Source organism: Allobosea sp. 2RAB26, assembly GCF_052115465.1.
Lineage (GTDB): Bacteria > Pseudomonadota > Alphaproteobacteria > Rhizobiales > Beijerinckiaceae > Allobosea.
This window is the reverse complement of record NZ_JBFRGS010000002.1, coordinates 449,704-469,922: the sequence shown is the minus strand read 5'-3', so window position 1 is coordinate 469,922 and position 20,219 is coordinate 449,704. Positions and strand designations below refer to the sequence as shown.

The following is a 20,219-nucleotide window of genomic DNA, read 5'->3' as shown; positions in this document are numbered from 1 at the left end:
GGCCGCAGGCCGCATGGAGCCGCAAGCCAGTTCCGGCGCGTTGCGTCCGCTTCTGGATCCCGGGCGTCCGTTCGGTCGCCCGGGATGACGTGGCGAGGTGTTTTCGTCGTAAGGCCTGGTCTTACGGCTTGATCTTGGGCAGGGTCGCGTTGATCACCTGCTTGCCGTTGATCACCTCAGCGAGGAAGCTCTCGCGGTCGAGGTCGCCATTGCTCTCAATGGTGGTTTCCATCAGGATTCCCGGCTCGTCCGAAGGCTTGATCGTCGCGCCGCGCAGCGTATCGGCGAGGCCCTTCTTGTCGAACTTGTTCTGCTTCTCGGTCGCCCACTTGATCATGTAGACGGCCATGTAGCCCTTCAGGCCGTTATGGTCGGAGGCATAGTTGTACTTGGCCTGGTACTTCTTGCCGAATTCCTGGAAGGCCGGGATCGGCGCGTCGATCGAGAGGCCGACATGGCCCTTGACGCCGTTGGCAGCGTCGCCCGCGAGCTCGATGACCTTGGCGCCGAGCAGCGTCGTCTCGCCGACCATCGGCTTGCTGATGCCCTGCTGCTTGGCGGCGCGCAGGAAGCGGGCGCTCTCTTCCTCGTTGAGATAGACGAAGATCGCGTCGGCATTCGAGTTCTTGATCTTGATGGCGTCGGCGGCGAAATCGGCCTGGCCCTGTTCGGTCGCGACATCGGCCGCCACCTTGATGCCGGCCTTCTCGAGCTCGGGTAGGATGGCGTCGCGCCCGCCCTTGCCGAAGTCGTTATTGACCCAGACGACGGCGACCGAACCCGCCTTGACCGTGTTCTTCAGGTAGTTCGCGATCTTCGGCATCGCCGCAGCCTGGCTGAGCGAGGTGCGGAACAGGTACTGGTTGCCCTGCTTGGTCAGGCCGGCAGCCTCGCCGCCGACGAACTGGGCGATCTCTGCACGCTGGGAAATCTGCATCGAGGCGCCGATCGGGCCGGAGAAGACCGGGCCGAGCACGGCATAGGTGCCCTCGTCGATGGCGCGCTGCACCGCGGCGCGGGTGTTCCCCGGGTTGGTCTGCGTGTCGTAATGGACGATCTCGATCTGCTTGCCGAGGATGCCGCCCTTGGCATTGATGTCGGCGACGGCGAGATCGATGCCGTTCTTCCAGTTGGTGCCGGCGGTCGCGCCCGCACCCGAGAGCTCGACGACGTCGACGAGCTTGACCTTGTCCTGCGCCAGCGCCGGGGTTGCGAGCCCTGCGCCGAGGGCCGCGGCGATGATCCATTTGAATGTCATGATGTTTCCTCCAGTTGTCCGGTTTCTTGTCTCCGCCCGGTCTCGCCGGGGCGTCGCTCAGGCAGCGCGATCGATCGTCGCGCGCGCCGCCATGACCCTGTCGAAGGCCTCGGCCTTCGCGTTATCCGAAGGCTCTGCGCCGATGATCTCGATCAGGTGGCACCGCGCTTCGAAACGGGCGGCCCGTGCGGCCACCGCGTGCATCGCCAGTGACACAGAATGCGCGATCGGCGAGCCGAGCAGCACACGCGTGGTCCTGTTGGCGACGGCGATTGCCGGCATGTCCGATCCCTCTTGGCTCGCCCGTCATGGTCGCAGGCGTTGCCATACGTCACATAAACCGATTTAGGCTAGTAACGCGATAACCAATTCAATCGCATTACCTAACCTGATGTTATCTTTTCCACTGCCTTGACTGAGGCGCGCAGGCGGGATGAGACCACCGCGTTCATCTCCTCGCGCAGCAGGGTGACGAAGGTTTCGGCATAGAGCGAAGGCGCCTTGTCGTTCTTGATCGCAACATAGGTCTGGAAGCGGGTCGGCTCCTCGATCGGGATCGCGGTGATGCCCTGCATCGAGCCATGCGCGACGGTGAACTGGTCGATGATGGCGATGCCGAGCCCGGCCCGCACGAGCGAGCAGACGGTGGTGCCGAAGCGGGCCTTGATCCGCATGTCATAGGCCAGGCCCTGCCGGCTGAAGATCTCGCTCATGACCCGGCCATAGGGATCGTTGGGATCGATGCCGATCAGTTCGTGCTGCACGATCTCGCGCGCCGACAGGCAGGCGCGGCCGGCAAGCTCATGGCTGTCGGGGACGATGCAGAGCAGTTCGCCCACCGCCAGGGGGACGAAATCGATACCGGGATGGTCGAGCTTGTAGCTCATCGCCGCGATCTCGCCCTTGCCGAGCAGCAGATAGTCGAGCGCCTCCTCGATCTTCAGGATGTTGATGTCGATGCGCAGGTCCGGATGCTTGCGCCGCAGCCGCTCGATCGCACGAGGCACCATGACATGGCAGATGCTCGGCACGGAGCCGAGCTTGAGCTCGATCTCGCCGCCGCGCTCGATGCGGGCGAGCGTGTAATGCAGGTCGTCGACCTTCTTGTAGACCCCGTTGATCTGCTCGAAGATATCGTTGGCCTCAGGGGTCGGAATGTAGCGCCCATGCCGGCGCTCGAACAGTTTCAACCGCAGCGTGCGTTCGGTATGCTTCATCAGGCGGCTGATGCCCGGCGCCGAGACGCTGAGCAGCTTGGCCGCCCCGGCAATCGTGCCGGTGATCATGATGGCGCGGATCACCTCGATCTGGCGCAAGGTCAGCATGACCAGCGTATCCTTCCCCATCCTGTTTTGCGACAAGCGGAGGCGAGGGCCGGATGACTGTCAAGCGGGCCGAAAGGGGAGCAGATCGTGGAAGTCGAGATCAGGCGGGTAACCGCGGCGGATATGGCCCTGTTCGACCGCGTCGACGAGGATGTTTTCGACGAGCCGGTCGATCCGGCAAGGCTCAGCGCCTATCTCGCCTCGCCGGGCCATCTCATGCTTGTCGGGCTTCGCCAGGACGTGGTGGTGGCGCAGGTCGCTGCCGTGATCCATCGCCATCCCGACAAGAAGACGGAACTCTATATCGACGAGGTCGCCGTTGCCCCCGCGCTGCAGCGCCAGGGACTGGCGCGGCGGATGCTTGACGACATGTTCGCCTGGGGCCGCGAACTCGGTTGCGAGGAGGTCTGGGTCGGAACCGAGCTGGACAACGAGCCGGCGCGCGCGCTTTACGAACGGCCGTTCGGATCGGGCGGCGTCTTCGTCATGTATGCCTGCGTGCTCTAGGCTTGGCGCCTGTCACTCGCGCTATCGCTCTGGCACCGCAATCGGGTTTTCGGTGTCTCGCCAAGGGGACGACGATGGCCGACGACAAGACCGCGATGAAACTCGGCGAGGACGAACTGCGCGAGATCGCGCTCTATGCCGCAAGCTGTGCCAGGCAGGCTCTGTCGCTCTTCGAAGCGAGATACCCTGCCGATCATCGTCCGCGAGACGCGATCGAGGGTGCGGAGGCATTCGGTCATGGAGGCAGGCGGACCGCTTTGTTGCGCTCGCAGGCCTGGGCGGCGCATGCCGCCGCTCGCGAGGCGCAGGACCCTCCCGCTGCCGATGCCGCCCGGGCCGCCAGTCTCGCGGCCGCGGCCGCGTATCTGCACCCCAAGGCCACTCCGCACCAGGTCAGGCACATCCTCGGCTCGGCGGCTCATCAGGCACGGGCCCTCGAAATCGCAGCGGGAGATGACGAGACCGTCGGCAATGAGCAGCTTCGCTGGGCTCTGAAACACGCGCCTCCGGCCGTTCGCGACGTCTTGCGGCGCATGCCCAACGTGCCTACCGGTCGAAGCCGCATGGGAGATTTCCTCCGTCAGCTCGACACCGGACTTCGGGGCTAGTGGCCGGCTCTTCTGCGAGTTCGCGCAAGGGTCGCACCCCCGTCTTCAGAGACCGGAACCCGGGCCGGGGCGCTCGAGACGACGCCGTGCCGGGGAGCGCGCTTCAGTCCGCGCCCGGCAGCTTTCGGGTCAGTTCGGCCTGGGTTTGCAGGAGCGGCAAGGTCTTGGTGGCAAAACCCTTCAGTTCGGTATCCGTGCCAGCCTGGGCGTAGCCGGAAAACAGCGCCATCGCCTCGTCCTGGGCTTGCTTCTGCGCGGCGACATAGGCGCGGTCGAACTCAGGCCCCTGCTTGTCGCCGAGCTCGCGCAGGATGTCCTGATGGGCCTGGTCGGGCCGTTCCGGCAGGGCGATGCCAGAGCGCTTCGCCACGATCTGGCGCAAGCCGGTGCCTGCGATCGTGCGGTCGTTCACGGCCTGATGCGCAAAGGCCTTGATCTCGGGCGAGGAACTCTTCTGCAAGGCGAGCGTGCCGAGCTCGACGGCCATCATGTTCGAGACTGCGGCTCGTCTGACGAATTCATCGGCCTGGAGCGCTTCCTGTGCAGGAGCACGGGAAACGCAAAACGCCAGTGCCACCAGGGCAAGCAGGACTGCTCTCATCAATTCCTCGCAGCTGTGCGGCCCCCCAATGAGGGATAACCTGCAATCCGCGCCGAGGTTCCGGATATCGGGGTTAGAGGACGTCGCTGACACGCAGCCGTGTCGAGTCCATGTGCCGGCCGATGACGTCCGCCAGTGCGTCCGCGTCGCGCTTCTTCAGCGCGACGATCATCTCCTCATGCTCCGCCACGGCCCCGGCCCATTTCACCGGGCCCTCATTGCCGATGAAGCGCAGCCGTTTGATCCGCGCCTGCAGGGTCTCGTGCATCTCCATCAGCACGGCATTGCCGGAAGCGGCCACGATGGCGCTGTGGATCGCCTGGTTGAGCTTGAAATATTCGAGCCGGTTCTTGGTCTCATATAGCTCCAGCATCTGCCTGTGCAGTGCGTGGATCGCCTCGATCGTCTCGTCGCTGGCCAGCTGACAGGCCATCCGGCCTCCGAGTTGCTCGAGCGTCTTCAGCACCTGCAGGATCTGGGCGAGATCCTTGTCGGTGAAGCGGCGCACGATCGCGCCCTTGGCGGGCAGGATCTCGACCAGCCCCTCGCTTGCCAGCGTCTTGATCGCCTCGCGCAAGGGGGTGCGCGAGACGCCGAGCTGGGCCCCGACCTGCCCTTCGTTGATCCGCTGGCCGGGGGCGAGCCGGCCTTCGATGATCATGTCACGCAGGCGCTCCAGGACCTCGTCATGCAAGGTGCGCCGGGTGATGCGCGGATAGATATCCGGCGTGGCCCGGGTGATGTCGGCTTCGTTTGTCATCGCCGTCCCTCGTTTTCATCGTTACGGCATGGGGTCGTCAGCCTGTCAACGCGCCGCAGCTGCGCGCTCCACCGGGCTTTCGGCGAAGATCTCGTCCTGCCTGCGCCGGGTCTGGAGCAGGACCGAGCCCTGATCGATCTCGACATCGCCGAGTTTGATCGCGGCTCCGGCCGCCACGGGGCGAACCAGCTTGCGGTTGGCAACCAGGTAGAACGGGGCAGGGCGGTCATCGGCGAGCGCCGCGGCCGGACGCATTTCGGCGCCGACGCTGTCGATGCTGTGGTGATGGCCGCCCATGGTGAGCACGGTACCGGCCGGCAGGTCCCGCTCCGCAACGGCAACCAGGTCCCAGCGCGGACGATAATCCTCGCCATAGCCGGACCGGCCGAGCCCGGCCGCATCGAGAATGCTGGTCGCGGCCTCGATGCCGAGCAGGTGTCGCGGCAGGTACAGCATCGCGGTCTTGGCAGTGCGGCTGACCACATGGCCCTTGCCGGCAAGCATGTCCCAGGTGGCATCGTCCTCGCAGCGCACGACGATGAAGACGCCGCCGGCGAAGCTCGCTTCCTCCGCCAGACGGAGATGATGGAAGACATCGACTCGGCGTGTGCCCGCGCTCAGGCCACCCTGGCGGCGTTCGGCGAAGAGGTCGGCGATTTCGGGAATGCGGGCCGGCGGGGCATGGAAGCCGGGCGTATCGGGGCCAAGCCCGGTCGCATTGGCGACAAGCGTCATTTCGCAGAGATCGGGAACGGCCCTGAGCGGGAAGGCGCTGCCCAGGATGCGGGCACGCTCGGCGGCATTGCCGACGATCGAACGCGAACCGGGCAGCCAATGCTCGCGCAACTCAGGGAGCGAATGCGTCACCCCGTTGCAGGTCACCGCACCGGTCCCGGCATCGAGAACGAAATCATATTCGCTCGACTTGCCGGCGGCGATGATCTCCAGCCCGAGCAACTCGGCCCAGGTGACGAGGGCGATCAGCAGGCTCGGCTGGTCGCCGTCCACCGGCGTGACGACGACGCCCTTGTCCTGCGCCATGCGGGCGAGACCGGGGCCGACGACGCTGTCAGCTTCCTTCGAGACAAGCGCGACATGGCGCCCGGCTTCGATCGCCGCCAGGCTGTGGCGGGTTGCGGCTTCCGGGCTGCCGGTCGCCTCGATCAGCAGGTGGAAGGGCAGGTCGATGACGGTCTCCAGACGCCCGGCGGCAATATGGCGACCGGCCGCCCAGGCCGCCTTGGCTTCCGCCGGTGTTTCGCAGGCGACGATTTCGGAGGCGGGAATGCCGGCGGCCGCCATGGCACGGGCCGCGCCTTCCGCGGTCATGTCCACAGCGATGCGCGCATTGACCAGCCTGATCCGCCTTGCCTGGCCCAGGAAGCTCTGGCCGAAGCCGCCGCTGCCGACCAGGCAGGTCTCGATCGGGGTCTTGATGCCGTTGTAGAGCGAATGAAAATTCATGGGCAGATCCTCCGGGGCGCCGCGTCGCGACTCTGAACCGGCCGCCACTTTGCGCTCAGCCTATAGCAAGATGGATATGCTGCATACAGCATACTTGTAGCGTTTAGAGGGCTATGCTAGGTCGATGGCCAAGTCTGGCCCTGATCACATCCGGCCATGTGGGAGAATGAGAGCGATGGACATGCGCGCAAACGGATCACTGCCGACGATAGCCGTCGCGATGGGGGATCCGTCCGGCATCAGCCCCGAATTGCTGGCGCGCATCCTGCTCGAGCCCGATCTGCGCTCGTCTGCCCGCTATGTCGTCTTCGGCGACAAGCGCCTGCTCGATCTCGGCGCTGCGGACGCCAAGGTCGATCCGGACGTGCTGGTCATTCGCGAGGGCGAAGAGATTCCGGCCCAGTCGGCGAAGCCGGTCTTCATCGATCTCGCCAATCACGATCCGGCCGCCCTCGAGCGTGGCAAAGCGACGCTCGCCGGCGGCCAGGCGGCGACCGATAATTTCCGTCGGGCGCTCCGCTTCGCTGGGGAAGGCAAGGCCGATGCCGTGTTCTTCACGCCCTTCAACAAGGCTGCGATGCGCTTCGCCTATCCCGGCTATGACGACGAGATCCGCTTCGTGCGCGATGCCATCGGCTATGAGGGCGATGCCAGCGAGTTCAACATTCTCGACGGGCTGTGGAACGCCCGTGTCACCTCGCATATCCCGCTGTCCGAGGTCGCGGCTGCGATCAGCCAGGAGCGCATCCTCAAGGCGCTGACGCTGGCCGACGGCAATCTGCGCGCTGCCGGCTTCAACCCGCCGCGCATTGCCGTGGCCGGCATCAATCCGCATGCCGGCGATGGCGGCAATTTCGGCCGTGACGAGATCGAGACGATCGAGCCTGCCGTGAAGCAGGCCAAGGCCCGGGGCTTCACCGTCGAGGGGCCTTTCCCCTCCGACACCGTCTTCCTGCGCGCCAGGAACGGTGATTTCGATGCCGTGCTGACGATGTATCACGACCAGGGCCAGATCGCGATGAAGTTGATCGGCTTCGACCGTGGCGTCACGCTGATCGGCGGCTTCCCGTTCCCGATCTGCACGCCGGCGCACGGCACCGCCTATGAGATCGCAGGCAAGGGCATCGCCAATCTCGGCGCGACCCGTGCGGCGCTCAGCCTCGCCATCAAGATGGCGAATGAAGGAAGGGCCGCACGCAAGGCGGCTTGAGTTCACCGCGGCCGGGCAGCCGTTTCATGAGCCGCCCGGCATCTAATCACGAAGGGAGAAACGAATGAAAAAGACGAGCATTGCGGTTGGTATTGCGGTCGCGTTCAGCCTGGCCGGTGCAACCGCCGCGCAGGCCTGGCAGCCCACCAAGCCGGTGGAATTCGTGGTCACCTCGGGCGCCGGCGGCGGCACCGACAATTTTGCCCGCGTCATCCAGTCGATCATCACCAAGCACAAGCTCTTCGACCAGCCGATCGTGGTGGTGAACAAGGGTGGCGGCAGCGGCGCTGAAGGCTACATCCATGGCCGCGCCGGCAAGGGCGACCCCCATCGCGTCATCTTCGGCACCAATAACGCCTATCTGCTGCCTTACGTCGCCAAGCTCGGCTACAAGCTCTCGGATCTGACGCCGGTCTCGGCGCTGGCGCTGGACGAGTTCATCCTCTGGGTCAACGGCCAGGCTCCCTATGCCGATGCCAAGAGCTATATCGATGCGGTCAAGGCCAAGCCCGGCTCGCTCAAGATGGGCGGCAGCCAGTCGAAGGACACCGACCAGACGCTGACCTCGATGATCCAGGAAGCCGCTGGCGTGAAGTGGATCTACGTGCCGTTCCAGGGCGGCAGCGCAGCCGCCGTGCAGCTCGCCGGTGGTCACATCGACTCCAACGTCAACAACCCCAACGAGAATATCGGCCAGTGGAAGGCCGGCCAGGTGAAGCCGCTCTGCGTGTTCAGCCCGGTGCGTCTCGCCAAGGGCGAGGCGGTCTTCGAGGGCAAGGGCTGGGGCGATATCCCGACCTGCAAGGAGGCTGGCCTCCCGCTCGAGACATTCCAGATGCCGCGCACCGTCTGGCTGCCGGCCGAAGTTCCCGCCGATGCGGTCGCTTACTACGCCGACATCATGGAAAAGGTCAGCAAGACGCCGGAGTGGCAGGAATTCATCACCCGCACCTCGCAGACCGGCCGCTTCATGAAGGGCAAGGAATTCGCCGATTTCGTCGCCAAGGACGAAGCCGCGAACAAGAAGACCTTCGAAGCCGAAGGCTGGGTCGTCAAGTAAGACGGTTCCCTGCCGCCGGCCGGCCCACGGGCCGGCCGGCGGCAGGTCGTTTCCTGACCCGGCGCCTTCGACAGGACCGGGACAGGCGCGTTGAATGTGAAGAGACGGCCTGAAGCCGTTCGCTGGAGGAGGCTGCGATGATCACCCGCTTCTGGGCTGAATCCGCGATGGCCGTGGTCACGATGATCTTCGGGCTCGGCATCGTCTATGGTGCACTGGACTTCGGCGTCGGCTGGGATTCGTCCGGGCCACAGCCGGGCGCCTTCCCCTTCTATACCGGTCTGCTTGTTGCCGCCGCGAGCCTCGGCACCTTGGTGCTGACGCTGAGCAAGCGCTTTACCGGATGCGGCAATCTGCAGGACGTCTTTCTCGATCGCGAGCAGGGCAAGCGCGTTGCCGCCTTCTTCCTGCCGATGCTGGCCTTCGCCGTGCTGAGCGTCACGCTCGGCATGTATGTCGCGACCATCCTCTATCTCGTCTTCACCATGCGCTTCCAGGGTCGCTACAGCTGGTTCGCCTCGCTCGGCACCGCCTTCGTGACGGCCGTGCTGTTCTATCTCGCGCTCGAAAAGTTCTTCCAGATCGGCCTGCTCAAGGGGCCGCTCGAGTCTTTCCTCGGCCTGTGATCATCTCCCTTTCCGGATCGGTGCCGCCTCATGGATAATGTCGCCTCCCTGATGCACGGCTTCTCGGTCGCGCTCACCACTCACCACATCCTGCTGATGATGGCGGGCGTCCTGCTCGGCATCCTGGTTGGTGTCCTGCCCGGCCTCGGCGCGCCCAACGGCGTGTCGCTGATGCTGCCGCTGACCTTCTCCATGGATCCGGTCTCCGCGATCATCCTGCTGACCTCGCTCTACTGGGGCGCGCTTTTCGGTGGCTCGACCACCTCGATCCTGTTCAACATCCCGGGCGAACCATCCTCCGTCGCAACCACATTCGACGGTCACCCGATGGCCAAGCAGGGCAGGGCGACCGAAGCCTTGTCATTCGCGTTCCTCTCCGCCGGCTTCGGCGCGATGGCGGGCGTCATCCTGATCACGCTGCTCTCCGGCTGGGTTGCCAAATTCGCGCTGAAATTCTCCTCGCCCGAGTATTTCGCGGTCTATTTCATGACCTTTGCGAGCTTCATCGGCCTTGGTGGCGCCACCCCCTTGAAGGCCATCGTCTCGATGGGTGTCGGCTTTGCGCTCGCCTCGGTTGGTATGGACTCGGTCTCCGGCAGCGTCCGGCTGACCTATGATCTCGACGTGCTGCTCGCCGGCGTCAGCTTTCTCATCGCCGTCATCGGGCTGTTCGGCATCGGCGAATTGCTGCTGACCATGGAGGAGGGCCTGAAGTTCGACGGTGTCCACGCCAAGGTCAGGATGACCGACGTTCTGAAGACCGCAGCCAAGCTGCCGCGCTACTGGCTGGCGCTGCTGCGCTCCAGCGTCATCGGCATCTGGATGGGGATCACGCCTGGAGGCCCGACCGCGGCCTCCTTCATGAGCTATGCCATGGCCAAGCGCTCCTCGCGCAATCCCGAGAAGTTCGGCAAGGGCGAGCCCGAGGGCGTGATCGCGCCCGAGACCGCCGACCACGCGGCCGGTTCGGCCGCGATGCTGCCGATGCTGGCGCTTGGCATTCCCGGCTCGGCGACGGCCGCCGTGATGATGGGCGGCTTGATGATCTGGGGGCTCAATCCCGGCCCGATGCTCTTCGTCGAGCGCCCGGATTTCGTCTGGGGCCTGATCGCCTCGATGTATCTCGGCAATGTCGTCGCGGTCATCGTCGTGCTGGCGACCGTGCCGCTCTTCGCCTCGATCCTGCGCATCCCGTTCTCGATCGTCGGGCCGCTGATCGTGATCATCTGCTTCATCGGTGCCTTCACCGTTGCCAGCAAGGAATTCGACATCTGGCTGGCGCTGATCTTCGGGATCGTCGGCTACCTCTTCAAGAAGCTCGATTATCCGATCGCGCCGCTGGTGCTCGCCATGGTCATCGGCGACAAGGCCGAGGATGCCTTCCGGCAATCGATGATCTTCTCGCAAGGGTCGCTCTCGATCTTCTGGTCGAACCCGCTGGTCTCGACCCTGATGTCGATCGGTGTCCTGCTCCTGGTCATGCCGCTGCTCGGCTCAGGCCTGCGTCGTCTCAGGGGCGGCCGCGCCACGCGCCCGGCCTGACCGTTGCCTCGATCCTCCATCTCCCAGCGAAAACAGAGTCCGACCATGACCGAACCCTATAAGGGCATTCTGCCGATCGCTCCGACGATCTTCCACGACAATGGCGACCTCGACATCGAGGGCAACAGGCGCGTCATGGACCTGATGGTCGATCAGGGCGTCGACGGCATCTGTATCCTGGCCAATTTCTCCGAGCAGTTCCTGCTCACCGACGAGGAGCGCGACCAGGTCATGCGCCTCTCGATCGAGCAGGTCGCCGGCCGCGTGCCGGTGATCGTCACGACCTCGCATTTCTCGACCCGGATCGCGGCGCAGCGCGCCAAGGCCGCGGCGGATGCCGGCGCGAAGATGCTGATGATGATGCCGCCCTATCACGGTGCGCTGCTCAAGGCTGACGAGCAGGGCATGATCGAGCATTTCAAGCATGTCACCGATGCCTGCGGCCTTCCGGTCATCCTGCAGGACGCGCCGCTCTCCGGCGTCACCATGACGGTTCCCTTCATGGTGCGGCTGGCGAAGGAGGTCCCGCTCGTCCGCTATTTCAAGATCGAGGTTCCCGGCACGGCGAACAAGCTGCGCGCCCTGATCGAGGCGGGCGGCGAGGCGGTCGTCGGCCCGTTCGATGGCGAGGAGGCGATCACGCTGATGGCCGATCTCGATGCCGGCGCGACCGGCACGATGACCAGTGCCATGATCCCCGACCTGATCAAGCCGATCCTGACCGCGCATGCCTCGGGCGATCGTAAGACGGCGGCGGCGCTCTATCGCGACGTGCTGCCGATCATCAATTACGAGAACCGCCAATGCGGCCTGCGCTCGGCCAAGGCGGTGATGAAGGAGGGCGGCGTGATCAGGAGCGAAGCCGTCCGCCACCCGCTGACCCCGCTGCACCCGAAGACCCGCGAGGGCCTGATCGAGTTGGCGCGCGAACTCGACCCGCTGGCGCTGCGCTGGGGGAAATGAGGCGGCGCGCCGCGGCTGGCGCCCGCCGGGAGAGGATCAGCGTCGGGTCAATAGGACCCGATGCCGCCGGACGGCGGCGGCAGGTTGCCGCGACGGTCTCTCGTGATGAATTCCGGTGTCACCTGGAACGCCCGGGACAGCCAGGTGATATAGGCCGACAGCAACTGCTCGATGGCACGCATGGGTTGCCTCCACATTTGCAGGAGCAACCCTAGCATGAAACGCAGCGTCTTGCCCGGGATTTCGGACGAAGGCGCCTATGCCTTCGTCCAGACCGCGAGCTCGTAGCCGTCCGGATCGGCGAAGTGAAAACGCCGCCCGCCGGGGAAATCGAAGGCCGGCTTGACGATGCGCCCGCCTGCGGCTTCGACCTGCGCCTGTGACGCGGGAAGATCATCGGCATAGAGGATGACCAGCGGGCCGCCCGGTTGCGGCGTGCCCTGGGTGGTGAACCCGCCTTCGAGACGGCCGTCAGTGAAGGCGCAGTATTCCGGCCCGTAATCGGTCATCGTCCAGCCGAAGGCCTTCTCGTAGAAGGCGCGCGCCCGGCCGAGATCGGAAACGACGAACTCGACATAGTCGATGCGCCGGTCATTGGACGATGGGCTCATGACGTTCTCCTTCGATTCATGTTCGTCTGATCTGATGGAGCAGCCTCCGGTCATGATCCGGCAGGAGGTGAAGGATCAGGGGCGCTGCTGAGGCGCATCTTGTTCAAGGGCGCCGTGCTGCTGTAGCAGCTTGGCAATCACCGGGCCTCCTGTGCACCATGCACATCCACAGGCTCAGACCGACAGGGGCGAGACGCATGCCGACGACGACCGAAACCTCCTTGCGTGAAGCCTTCGTCCGGGCGCGCCGCAGCCGCAGCCTTGTCGACATCGAGACGCTTCCCGTTCCGGCCGATCTCGAAGCGGCTCTGGCGGTCCAGGCCGATGTCAGCAGCGACATGGGCTATGCGCATCTCGGCTGGAAGGTCTCGATCACGGATGGGCGCGGGCTCGTCGGACTGATGCCCGGGCCGTTCCTGAAGCCTGGCGATACCTATCGCTCGGTGCCCGGAGCCGAGCTGAGGCTCGAGGTCGAGCTCGCCATCCGACTCGGGCGCGACATGCCGCGCCGTCCTGGCAACCCCTATAGCCGGGCCGAACTTCTGGAGCATTGCCACAGCGCCTTCGTCGGCATCGAGATCATCGAAAGCCGTATCGCCGACTGGACCCATGTGCCGTTCCCGCTCTGGTTGGCCGATGCGATGGGCCATGGCGGCTATCTGATCGGCCAGGACGTTCCCTTCGAGGTCTTCGACGAGGTCGCCGATCTCACGTGCACGGTCGAGCTCGACGGTGACGTGCTCTATGACAAGCCTGCCCACCACGCCAATGGCGACCCGCTGACCCCGGTGCTGGCCTGGGCCAATCGTGAGACCGAGAGTGCGCTTGGCGGCCTCGTGGCCGGCCAGATCATCACCACCGGCAGCCTTTGCGGCGGTGTTCTGGCGCCCAATCTCGGGCCGGTCATCGTCAGGCTCGATCCGCTGGCTGCGATTTCCTTCGCGCTCGCCTGACGTCGGGACCGGCGGGCAGGACGAGGCAGCTTGCAATCCAGCCCGCTTTCGCCGCGCGGCCCGAGGCAATTATCGCGGGCTGCAGGCGTGCCAGGGACAGCTTTGACGAGCAGAATTGTGGTCATGACGAGGCATGACCACAAAATCATCTCATTCTATTGGTCTTGATAGTGTTGCGTTGGAGGAATGATGCGAGGTTTGCGGCGTAGGGTGCGCGGGGTTGCAGGCGGAGGCGGTTACGCTTTCGCCGCTATGCTTGCCATCCAGCCGGTGCCCGCCGAGGCTTTCGACCTCTCCTCGCTCGACATATTCGGCTTGTTCGGCTCCTCGGATAAGCCGCCTGCGGTCAGCAACGCGACGCTGCCCTATCAACTCGAGTTCGACGTCAGCGGGGCCACCGATGCCAAGGCCCTGACGCAGACGCTGCGCGACGCCTCGCTGCTTTACCGGCTCAGGCAGGATGCGCCGCCCGATGGCGAGACCCTGGCCCGGCGCATGGTCGCCGATCTCAACCCGCTGATCGATGCCCTCTGGTCGCAGGGCTATTTCAATGCGGATGTGACGATCGCGGTCGACGGTAACGGTCTGCGCCTCGGCAACGAGCCTGGCCCGGCGCTGGTGCGCGCGCTTGAAGCCTATCGCAACCGGGCCCCGGCGCCGGTCACCGTGCGGGTTGTGACCGGCCCGCTCTTCAGCCTGCGCAATGTCGAGGTCGTCGAGCAGGGCAAGGGCGGGGGCGGTGCCATTGCCGATCCCCACAAGGTCGCGCGCCTGAAATCGGGCGACCCCGCGACTTCGGCCGCCTTGCGTTCGGCGCAGTCATCCCTGGTCGATCACCTGCGCAACCAGTCGCGCCCGCTCGCCAGGGTGGTCGCGCTACGCCCGGTCGTCGATCATGCGGCGAAGATCATGGATGTGACCTATGTCGTCGAGCCCGGGCCGGTCGCCGGTTTCGGCGATGTCGGGATCGAGGGCACGGTCGATGTCCCGCCGCATGTCGTTCGCTCCTTCATCTATCTGGAGCCGGGCGACCCCTATTCGCCCAAGGCGCTGGCCGACACGCGCAAATCGATCACCTCGATTCCTGCCATCGGCTCCGCCCGTATCCGCGAGGCCGACCGGCTCGACGCCAATGGCAACCTGCCGATCTTCGTCGACATCACGGAGCGGCCGAAGCGGCTGATCGGCTTTTCCAGCCGCTTTTCCACCATCGATGGTCCGGCGGTCAGGACCTATTGGGAGCACCGCAACCTGCTCGGCGGTGCCGAGCGGCTCAGGCTCGAGGGCGATCTCTTTCTCGCCCCGCGGATCAACGGCACCACGATCCAGAGATTTGGCGATTTCGAGCAGTCCGACCTTGGCGGGCGCTTTGCGTTCAGCTTCATGAAGCCGGCGCTGAACGGAACCCGCTACGACCTGCTGGTCGACGGCGTCGCGACGCGCGAGCGCGTCGGCACCAATCGCTATGGCGGCTATACCGCCCGCTACGCCAATGTCACCAGCAGCATTCGCCGGCGTTTCAGCGACACCTTCTCGGTCCAGGCCGGCCTGGAGGTCGAGCGCGGCCAGACCAGCGATGTGCTTGGTCAGATCACCTACACCCTTGTCGGAATCCCGCTTTCTGTCCGATACGACACGACCGACAGCCTGCTCGATCCGACGCGCGGTGTCCGCCTCACCGCCTCCGTGGCGGCATATCCGACCTTCATGGGATCGACGGTCGGCATCGTCCAGACCAAGGGCGCGATCTCCGGCTATTACGCGCTCGATGAGGAGGCCCGTTATGTGCTGGCTGGGCGCATCGGCTTCGGCTCCGTGGCCGGCGCGGCGCTCGACGAGATCCCGTCGACGCGGCGCTTCTACGCAGGCGGCGGCGGTTCGGTGCGCGGCTACGCCTATCGTACGCTGTCGCCCCTTGGCCCCTACAACCAGCTGATCGGCGGACGCAGCCTGTTCGAAGCCTCGGTCGAGGCGCGGATCAAGATCACCAACACCATCGGCATCGTGCCGTTCTTCGATGTCGGCACGGCCTTCGAAGAGAGTTTCCCGGCCTTCAATCAGACGCTGCGGATGTCGGCTGGTCTCGGGTTGCGCTATTATACGCCGATCGGCCCGATCCGCTTCGACGTCGCTGCGCCGCTGAATCCGCGCAAGGGCGACAAGCCGGTCGCGGTCTATATCAGCATCGGGCAGGCCTTCTGATGGGCAACCGGCTCACCCTTTCGCGCCTGGCGCTTCTGGCCCTGCTGCTGGTGGTGGGGCTGGTCGTCTCGGCCCGCTTCGGCGGTTTCGCTCAGAACGCGCAGAATGATCGCGGGGTTCTGGCCGACCTGATCTCGCGCGCCCTGTCGACACCGAACAGCCAGGTCTCGATTGGGGCGGTCGATGGCGCGCTGTCCTCCGACGCGACGATCCGTGATGTGGTTCTCTCCGATCGCGACGGCGCCTGGCTGAGGGTCGACCGCGTACGGCTGATCTGGACCCGCACGGCCCTGCTGCTCGGCAGGCTCGAGGTCGACCGGCTCGAGATCGGCACGCTCGAGATCTTGCGCAAGCCGATTGCCGACCCGGCGGCAGCGCCGACCAGCGACCAGCCGCTTCTGCCGGAGCTGCCGGTCAAGGTGAACATCACCGCCTTCCAGCTCAATGAGTTGTCGCTGGGCGCCCCGATCGTCGGCGTTCCGGCCCGCCTGGGCGCAACCGGAGCAGCATCGCTTGGCGCTCCATCCGAAGGGCTTTCGCTGCGTCTCGAGGCGCGCCGGCTCGACGCGCCGGGCGAGTTCACGCTCAGGCTCGGTTTCGTGCCGCAGACTACGCGCCTGCAGATCGCCGCCAAGGTCGACGAGCCGCAGGGCGGCCTGATCGCGCGTGTCGCCAATCTCCCGGACCAGCCGCCGGTCAAGCTCGACCTCAATGGCGATGGCCCGCTCGACGCCTTCCGCTCGACCCTGACCTTCACGGCCGGCCCGACCATTGGGGCGCAGGGCTCGGCCAATCTCTCGCGCGTCGGTACTGGCCGTGACCTGGCCCTGGCCCTCGATGCCCGTATCGAAGGGCTGATGCCGGCGCCGGCCGCACCGGTCTTTGCCGGCTCGACCCGTCTCGAGGGCACGGTCGGCTTCGTCGATGACGGTGCCGTCGACCTGCGCAACATTGCGCTCGTTTCGGCGCTGGCGCGCCTCGATGTCGTCGGCCGCTACGGGGCCGACAAGAATCTCGATATTCGCGTCACGGCCGCAGCCGTGCCCAATGCCAATGGCCGCACCGTTGCCGCCGGCACCGAGATCGGCAAGCTCGCCCTGGATGCCACCGTCAATGGCCCGGTGAACGGGCCGCGCGTCGTCGCCTCGCTTGAGGCGCAGGATCTGCGCCTGCCGACCGGTCGTCTTGGCAAGCTCGTGGCGCGGTTCACCGCGACGCCGAACGGATCGATCGGCAATGCCGACACGCGCATCGCGCTAGTCTCGGACGGCGAGGCGACGGGCGTGGCGCTGGCCGATCCCAGGTTCGCCCGCGTCGTCGGCGACCGCATCGTCTTCACGCTGCGCGGAACAGGGCGGGGCGAGGGGAGTGCCGATTTCGAGACGTTGCGGCTCGCGATGTCCGGCGTGGAACTCGACTACAAGGGACAGCTCGGCAAGGCCCGCATCCTGGGGCAGGCGCGCGCAGTCCTGCCCGATCTCTCGCGCCTCAGCGGGCTTGCCGGCCGCAAGCTTTCAGGCAAGGCACAGCTCGGCGCCGATCTCGATGCGGTGCCGCGCCAGAACATCTATTCCGCGAGCCTCGATGGCCGTGGCGATCAGATCGGGACCGGAGAGGCGGCGCTCGACCGGCTGCTCGCCGGCAATCTGACGCTGGCCGGGCGCGTCGGCACACTCGCTGACGGCGGCGTGAATGTCAGTGGTCTTCGTCTCGCCGGGCAGCATGTCGCCCTCACGGCCGATGGCGGCATCGGCCGCGAACGCTCGGATCTGCGGGCTGCCATCACCCTGCCTGACCTGAAGCGAGCCGATCCACGCCTCTCCGGCAAGGGCGAGGTCACGGCACAGCTTACCGGACCGCAGGACAAGCTCGATGCCTCGGCACGGATCGCGGTGACGAATGCGAGCGCGCTCGGTCGTCCGATCCCGCGGCTGTCGATCGATGCCGTGATCCGCGACCTGCAGGGCGCGCTCGAGACGCGGGCGACGCTCGCGGGTGAGATCGAGGGCAAGCCCGCGACCGGCACGCTGCAATTTGCACGCCTGCCCGACGATGCCTGGGACCTGTCGAAGCTCGATCTCGCCATCGGCTCGGTGAAGCTGACCGGCGCGGTCACGCTCGACCAGGCCAGGCGCGCAGCCGGCCGGCTGACGCTCGCCGCGCGCAATCTCGACGATCTCTCGGCTCTGGCCCTCACCAGGCTCGGCGGACAGCTCGATGCGGACCTCACGCTCGCTCTTGTCGAGGGGCGGCAGAACCTGGACCTGAAAGCCAAGGGCACGCGCATCAATGCCGCCGGGGTTTCGCTCGACAAGCTCGATGCCAGCGTCGGTGCTACGGATCTCCATGGCCGCCCGGCGATCGACGCTGCGATCGCCATCGATCGCGCGGTGATCTCTGGCGAGGCGATCAACGCGATCCGCTTCGATTCGAAGGGCGGGCCGGATGCGAGCGCCTTCACCCTCAGCGCCAATGCCCGGGGCTTCACGCTCAATGGCGCTGGCCAGCTTGTTCCCGGCGATCCGCTGCGGCTCGACATCGCCTCCTTCGATGCCCGGCGCGAGGGCAAACGCATCACGCTGGCCAACCCCGCTTCGCTGAGTTTCCCCACTGGCGGTGTCGAGATCTCGAAGCTGGTGCTCGCCATCGACGCCGGCCGGCTCAGCCTTGATGGCCGGGCGGGCGAGACGCTCGATCTGCGCGTGAATGCGAAGGACATCCCGCTTTCGGCGGTCAAGCTGGTGGCCCCGAAGCTCGATCTGTCCGGCACCTTGAACGCCGAGGCGCAGATTTCCGGCAAGCCGGATGATCTCGCCGGTCCCTGGCAGATCCGGATCGCGCGGCTGGTGACGCCCGAAACCCGGAGCGCCGGCCTGCCTCCGGTCGAGATCAGCGGCAACGGTCAATTCGCCGGCCGGCAGACCAGCGTCGAAGCGACGCTGACGGCCGGCCGCGGCGCGAATCTCGCGGTTCGCGGCACGGCGCCCCTGAGCGCAAGCGGCGCGCTCGCTCTCACCATTCAGGGCAAGCTCGACGCTGCTCTCGCCAATGCGCTGCTCGCGGCGCAGGGGCAGCGGCTGACCGGCACAGTGACGCTCGACCTGCGGGCCGGTGGCACGGCGGCAGCGCCCGAACTGAACGGCGTTGCGACCCTCGCCAATGGCAGTTTCACCGACGCTCTCCAGGGCGTGCGGTTGACCGGGATCGAGGCGCGCATTGCTGCCAATGGCGACAATCTGCGGATTGAACGCGCGGTTGCCCGCGCGGCCAATGGCGGCACGTTGTCGGCGTCAGGCCAGGTCCGCGTCGACCCCGCCGCCGGTTTCCCGGGAGAGATCAAAATCGAGGGACGCCGTGCCCAGCTTGTCTCGAACGGCATCGTGACATCGGTCGCCGACCTCAATCTCGCGATCGGCGGTCCCCTGGCGCAGCGCCCGCGCGTCGATGGGCGTGTCGATATCATCTCGCTTGACGTCGCGGTGCCGGATCGGTTGCCGGCTTCCTTGCGTCCCGTCGACGGAATTCGTCACGTCAATGCGAAGGGCGCTGCGGCGGTGCGGATTGCCGCGCAACGCAAGGCGGCGCGTAGCGCCGGCAAAGGCGGACGAGCGGCACCTGCCTTCGATGCCGCACTCGCCGTCACCATCTCCGCGCCGAACCGCGTCTTCATCCGTGGACGCGGGATCGACGCTGAGCTTGGCGGCGAGCTGCGCGTCGGCGGCACGCTTTCGGCCCCCGTGCTCGATGGCGGCTTCGATCTCAGGCGCGGCCGCTTGTCGGTCGCGAGCCAGCGGCTCGATTTCAGTCGCGGCCGCCTGACCTTCACGGGTGGCGTGATTCCGGAGCTCGATTTCGTCGCCGAGACCCGCGCCTCGGACGTGACCGCGCGAATCCTCGTCACCGGGCCGGCGGACCAGCCCGCCTTCGCCTTCACCTCCCAGCCCGAGCTGCCGCAGGACGAGGTGCTGTCGCGTCTGCTCTTTGCCCGTGCCTCCGGCTCGCTCTCGCCGTTCCAGGCCCTGCAGCTGGCGCAGACGGCCGCGCAATTCGCGGGGACCGGCGGCGACGATGCCTTCGAGAAGCTGCGCAAGTCGCTCGGCGTCGACAATCTCGACATCCAGATGGGGGCCGGCGGACCCACCGTCGGTGTCTCCCGCTATATCGGCGACAACGTCTCGATCGGAATCAAGGCCGGCGCCAAGCCCGAGGATAGCGGCGTCTCGATCGGCATCGATGTAACGAAGCGGCTTCGCATCCAGGCCGAGACCGGCGCGGATGGCAGTGCTGCCGTCGGCGTCGGCGCCGAGTGGGAATACTGACTGGCGCCAGCGCGCCGTTCCCGATGGCTGTGGCTTGAGTCGCCCATTCCGATTCGAACAGGCCGTGATTCTGCCGCCTTTTGCCTGCAGGACATGCCCAGCCGGGGCGCGCGGTTAACGGCGGGTAAATTTCGACCCTCAAAGCGTGGCGCGCCTGCAACACCGGGTTTCAAAGCACCCCCTCGGACCTCGCGGCGGCGTGATCTCGGT

The 20,219-nt window shown here is 66.1% G+C and carries 18 protein-coding genes; 10 read left to right on the top strand and 8 right to left on the bottom strand.

Annotated elements, in window-relative coordinates; all coding sequences use genetic code 11:
- Window positions 1–121: 121 nt before the first annotated feature.
- The 3 genes from AB4118_RS05345 to AB4118_RS05335 all read right to left on the bottom strand — a co-directional run bounded on the left by AB4118_RS05345 (window position 122) and on the right by AB4118_RS05335 (window position 2,583).
- Window positions 122–1,258 (bottom strand): ABC transporter substrate-binding protein, encoded by a 1,137-nt coding sequence (locus tag AB4118_RS05345; protein WP_441488753.1) that lies wholly within the window; start codon window positions 1,256–1,258, stop codon window positions 122–124.
- Window positions 1,259–1,315: 57 nt separating this feature from the next.
- Window positions 1,316–1,540 carry a hypothetical protein gene (locus AB4118_RS05340; RefSeq protein ID WP_441488752.1) on the bottom strand — a complete coding sequence of 75 codons (225 nt, stop codon included), beginning with the start codon at window positions 1,538–1,540 and terminating at the stop codon, window positions 1,316–1,318.
- 101 nt (window positions 1,541–1,641) lie between these two features.
- Window positions 1,642–2,583: a LysR family transcriptional regulator gene (locus AB4118_RS05335; protein ID WP_441488751.1), complete on the bottom strand. Its 942-nt coding sequence runs from the start codon at window positions 2,581–2,583 to the stop codon at window positions 1,642–1,644.
- A gap of 87 nt (window positions 2,584–2,670) precedes the next feature.
- On the opposite strand from AB4118_RS05335, the gene AB4118_RS05330 reads away from it, so the two are divergent.
- Together AB4118_RS05330 and AB4118_RS05325 are read left to right on the top strand one after the other, a co-directional pair.
- Window positions 2,671–3,090 (top strand): GNAT family N-acetyltransferase, encoded by a 420-nt coding sequence (locus tag AB4118_RS05330; RefSeq protein ID WP_441488750.1) that lies wholly within the window; start codon window positions 2,671–2,673, stop codon window positions 3,088–3,090.
- A gap of 74 nt (window positions 3,091–3,164) precedes the next feature.
- Entirely contained in the window at window positions 3,165–3,698 is a 534-nt protein-coding gene (locus tag AB4118_RS05325; RefSeq protein ID WP_441488749.1) for a putative immunity protein, read from the top strand.
- A gap of 103 nt (window positions 3,699–3,801) precedes the next feature.
- On the opposite strand, the gene AB4118_RS05320 is transcribed toward AB4118_RS05325, so the two are convergent.
- From AB4118_RS05320 to AB4118_RS05310, 3 genes are all read right to left on the bottom strand, one after another.
- On the bottom strand, window positions 3,802–4,299 hold the full coding sequence (locus tag AB4118_RS05320) for a DUF4142 domain-containing protein (RefSeq protein WP_441488748.1): 498 nt from the start codon (window positions 4,297–4,299) through the stop codon (window positions 3,802–3,804).
- Window positions 4,300–4,372: 73 nt separating this feature from the next.
- Window positions 4,373–5,059 carry a GntR family transcriptional regulator gene (locus AB4118_RS05315; RefSeq protein WP_441488747.1) on the bottom strand — a complete coding sequence of 229 codons (687 nt, stop codon included), beginning with the start codon at window positions 5,057–5,059 and terminating at the stop codon, window positions 4,373–4,375.
- A 45-nt stretch (window positions 5,060–5,104) separates the two neighbouring features.
- Window positions 5,105–6,523, bottom strand: coding sequence for an SAF domain-containing protein (locus tag AB4118_RS05310; RefSeq protein WP_441488746.1), 1,419 nt, complete (start codon window positions 6,521–6,523; stop codon window positions 5,105–5,107).
- 181 nt (window positions 6,524–6,704) lie between these two features.
- Here AB4118_RS05310 and AB4118_RS05305 point away from each other — a divergent pair, with 181 nt between their 5' ends.
- From AB4118_RS05305 to AB4118_RS05285, 5 genes are all read left to right on the top strand, one after another.
- A complete protein-coding gene (locus tag AB4118_RS05305; protein ID WP_441488745.1) occupies window positions 6,705–7,733 on the top strand; it encodes a 4-hydroxythreonine-4-phosphate dehydrogenase PdxA in 1,029 nt (342 codons plus the stop codon).
- Window positions 7,734–7,797: 64 nt separating this feature from the next.
- Window positions 7,798–8,793 (top strand): Bug family tripartite tricarboxylate transporter substrate binding protein, encoded by a 996-nt coding sequence (locus tag AB4118_RS05300; RefSeq protein WP_441488744.1) that lies wholly within the window; start codon window positions 7,798–7,800, stop codon window positions 8,791–8,793.
- A gap of 137 nt (window positions 8,794–8,930) precedes the next feature.
- A complete protein-coding gene (locus AB4118_RS05295; protein ID WP_441488743.1) occupies window positions 8,931–9,419 on the top strand; it encodes a tripartite tricarboxylate transporter TctB family protein in 489 nt (162 codons plus the stop codon).
- 30 nt (window positions 9,420–9,449) lie between these two features.
- The gene (locus AB4118_RS05290) at window positions 9,450–10,961 is read left to right on the top strand and encodes a tripartite tricarboxylate transporter permease (protein WP_441488742.1); all 1,512 of its coding nucleotides are present in this window, start codon (window positions 9,450–9,452) and stop codon (window positions 10,959–10,961) included.
- A 45-nt stretch (window positions 10,962–11,006) separates the two neighbouring features.
- Window positions 11,007–11,924: a dihydrodipicolinate synthase family protein gene (locus AB4118_RS05285; protein WP_441488741.1), complete on the top strand. Its 918-nt coding sequence runs from the start codon at window positions 11,007–11,009 to the stop codon at window positions 11,922–11,924.
- Window positions 11,925–11,971: 47 nt separating this feature from the next.
- Here AB4118_RS05285 and AB4118_RS05280 read toward each other — a convergent pair whose 3' ends face one another.
- Both AB4118_RS05280 and AB4118_RS05275 read right to left on the bottom strand, forming a co-directional pair.
- Complete coding sequence (locus AB4118_RS05280; protein WP_441478378.1) at window positions 11,972–12,106, bottom strand: hypothetical protein; 135 nt, start codon at window positions 12,104–12,106, stop codon at window positions 11,972–11,974.
- A 75-nt stretch (window positions 12,107–12,181) separates the two neighbouring features.
- Window positions 12,182–12,535 carry a VOC family protein gene (locus AB4118_RS05275; protein WP_441488740.1) on the bottom strand — a complete coding sequence of 118 codons (354 nt, stop codon included), beginning with the start codon at window positions 12,533–12,535 and terminating at the stop codon, window positions 12,182–12,184.
- A 197-nt stretch (window positions 12,536–12,732) separates the two neighbouring features.
- On the opposite strand from AB4118_RS05275, the gene AB4118_RS05270 reads away from it, so the two are divergent.
- From AB4118_RS05270 to AB4118_RS05260, 3 genes are all read left to right on the top strand, one after another.
- Window positions 12,733–13,488 (top strand): fumarylacetoacetate hydrolase family protein, encoded by a 756-nt coding sequence (locus AB4118_RS05270; RefSeq protein ID WP_441488739.1) that lies wholly within the window; start codon window positions 12,733–12,735, stop codon window positions 13,486–13,488.
- 252 nt (window positions 13,489–13,740) lie between these two features.
- Window positions 13,741–15,690, top strand: coding sequence for an autotransporter assembly complex protein TamA (locus AB4118_RS05265; protein WP_441488738.1), 1,950 nt, complete (start codon window positions 13,741–13,743; stop codon window positions 15,688–15,690).
- Window positions 15,690–20,009: a translocation/assembly module TamB domain-containing protein gene (locus AB4118_RS05260; protein WP_441488737.1), complete on the top strand. Its 4,320-nt coding sequence runs from the start codon at window positions 15,690–15,692 to the stop codon at window positions 20,007–20,009. The genes AB4118_RS05265 and AB4118_RS05260 overlap by 1 nt, the downstream gene beginning before the upstream one ends.
- The last annotated feature ends 210 nt before the right edge of the window (window positions 20,010–20,219 follow it).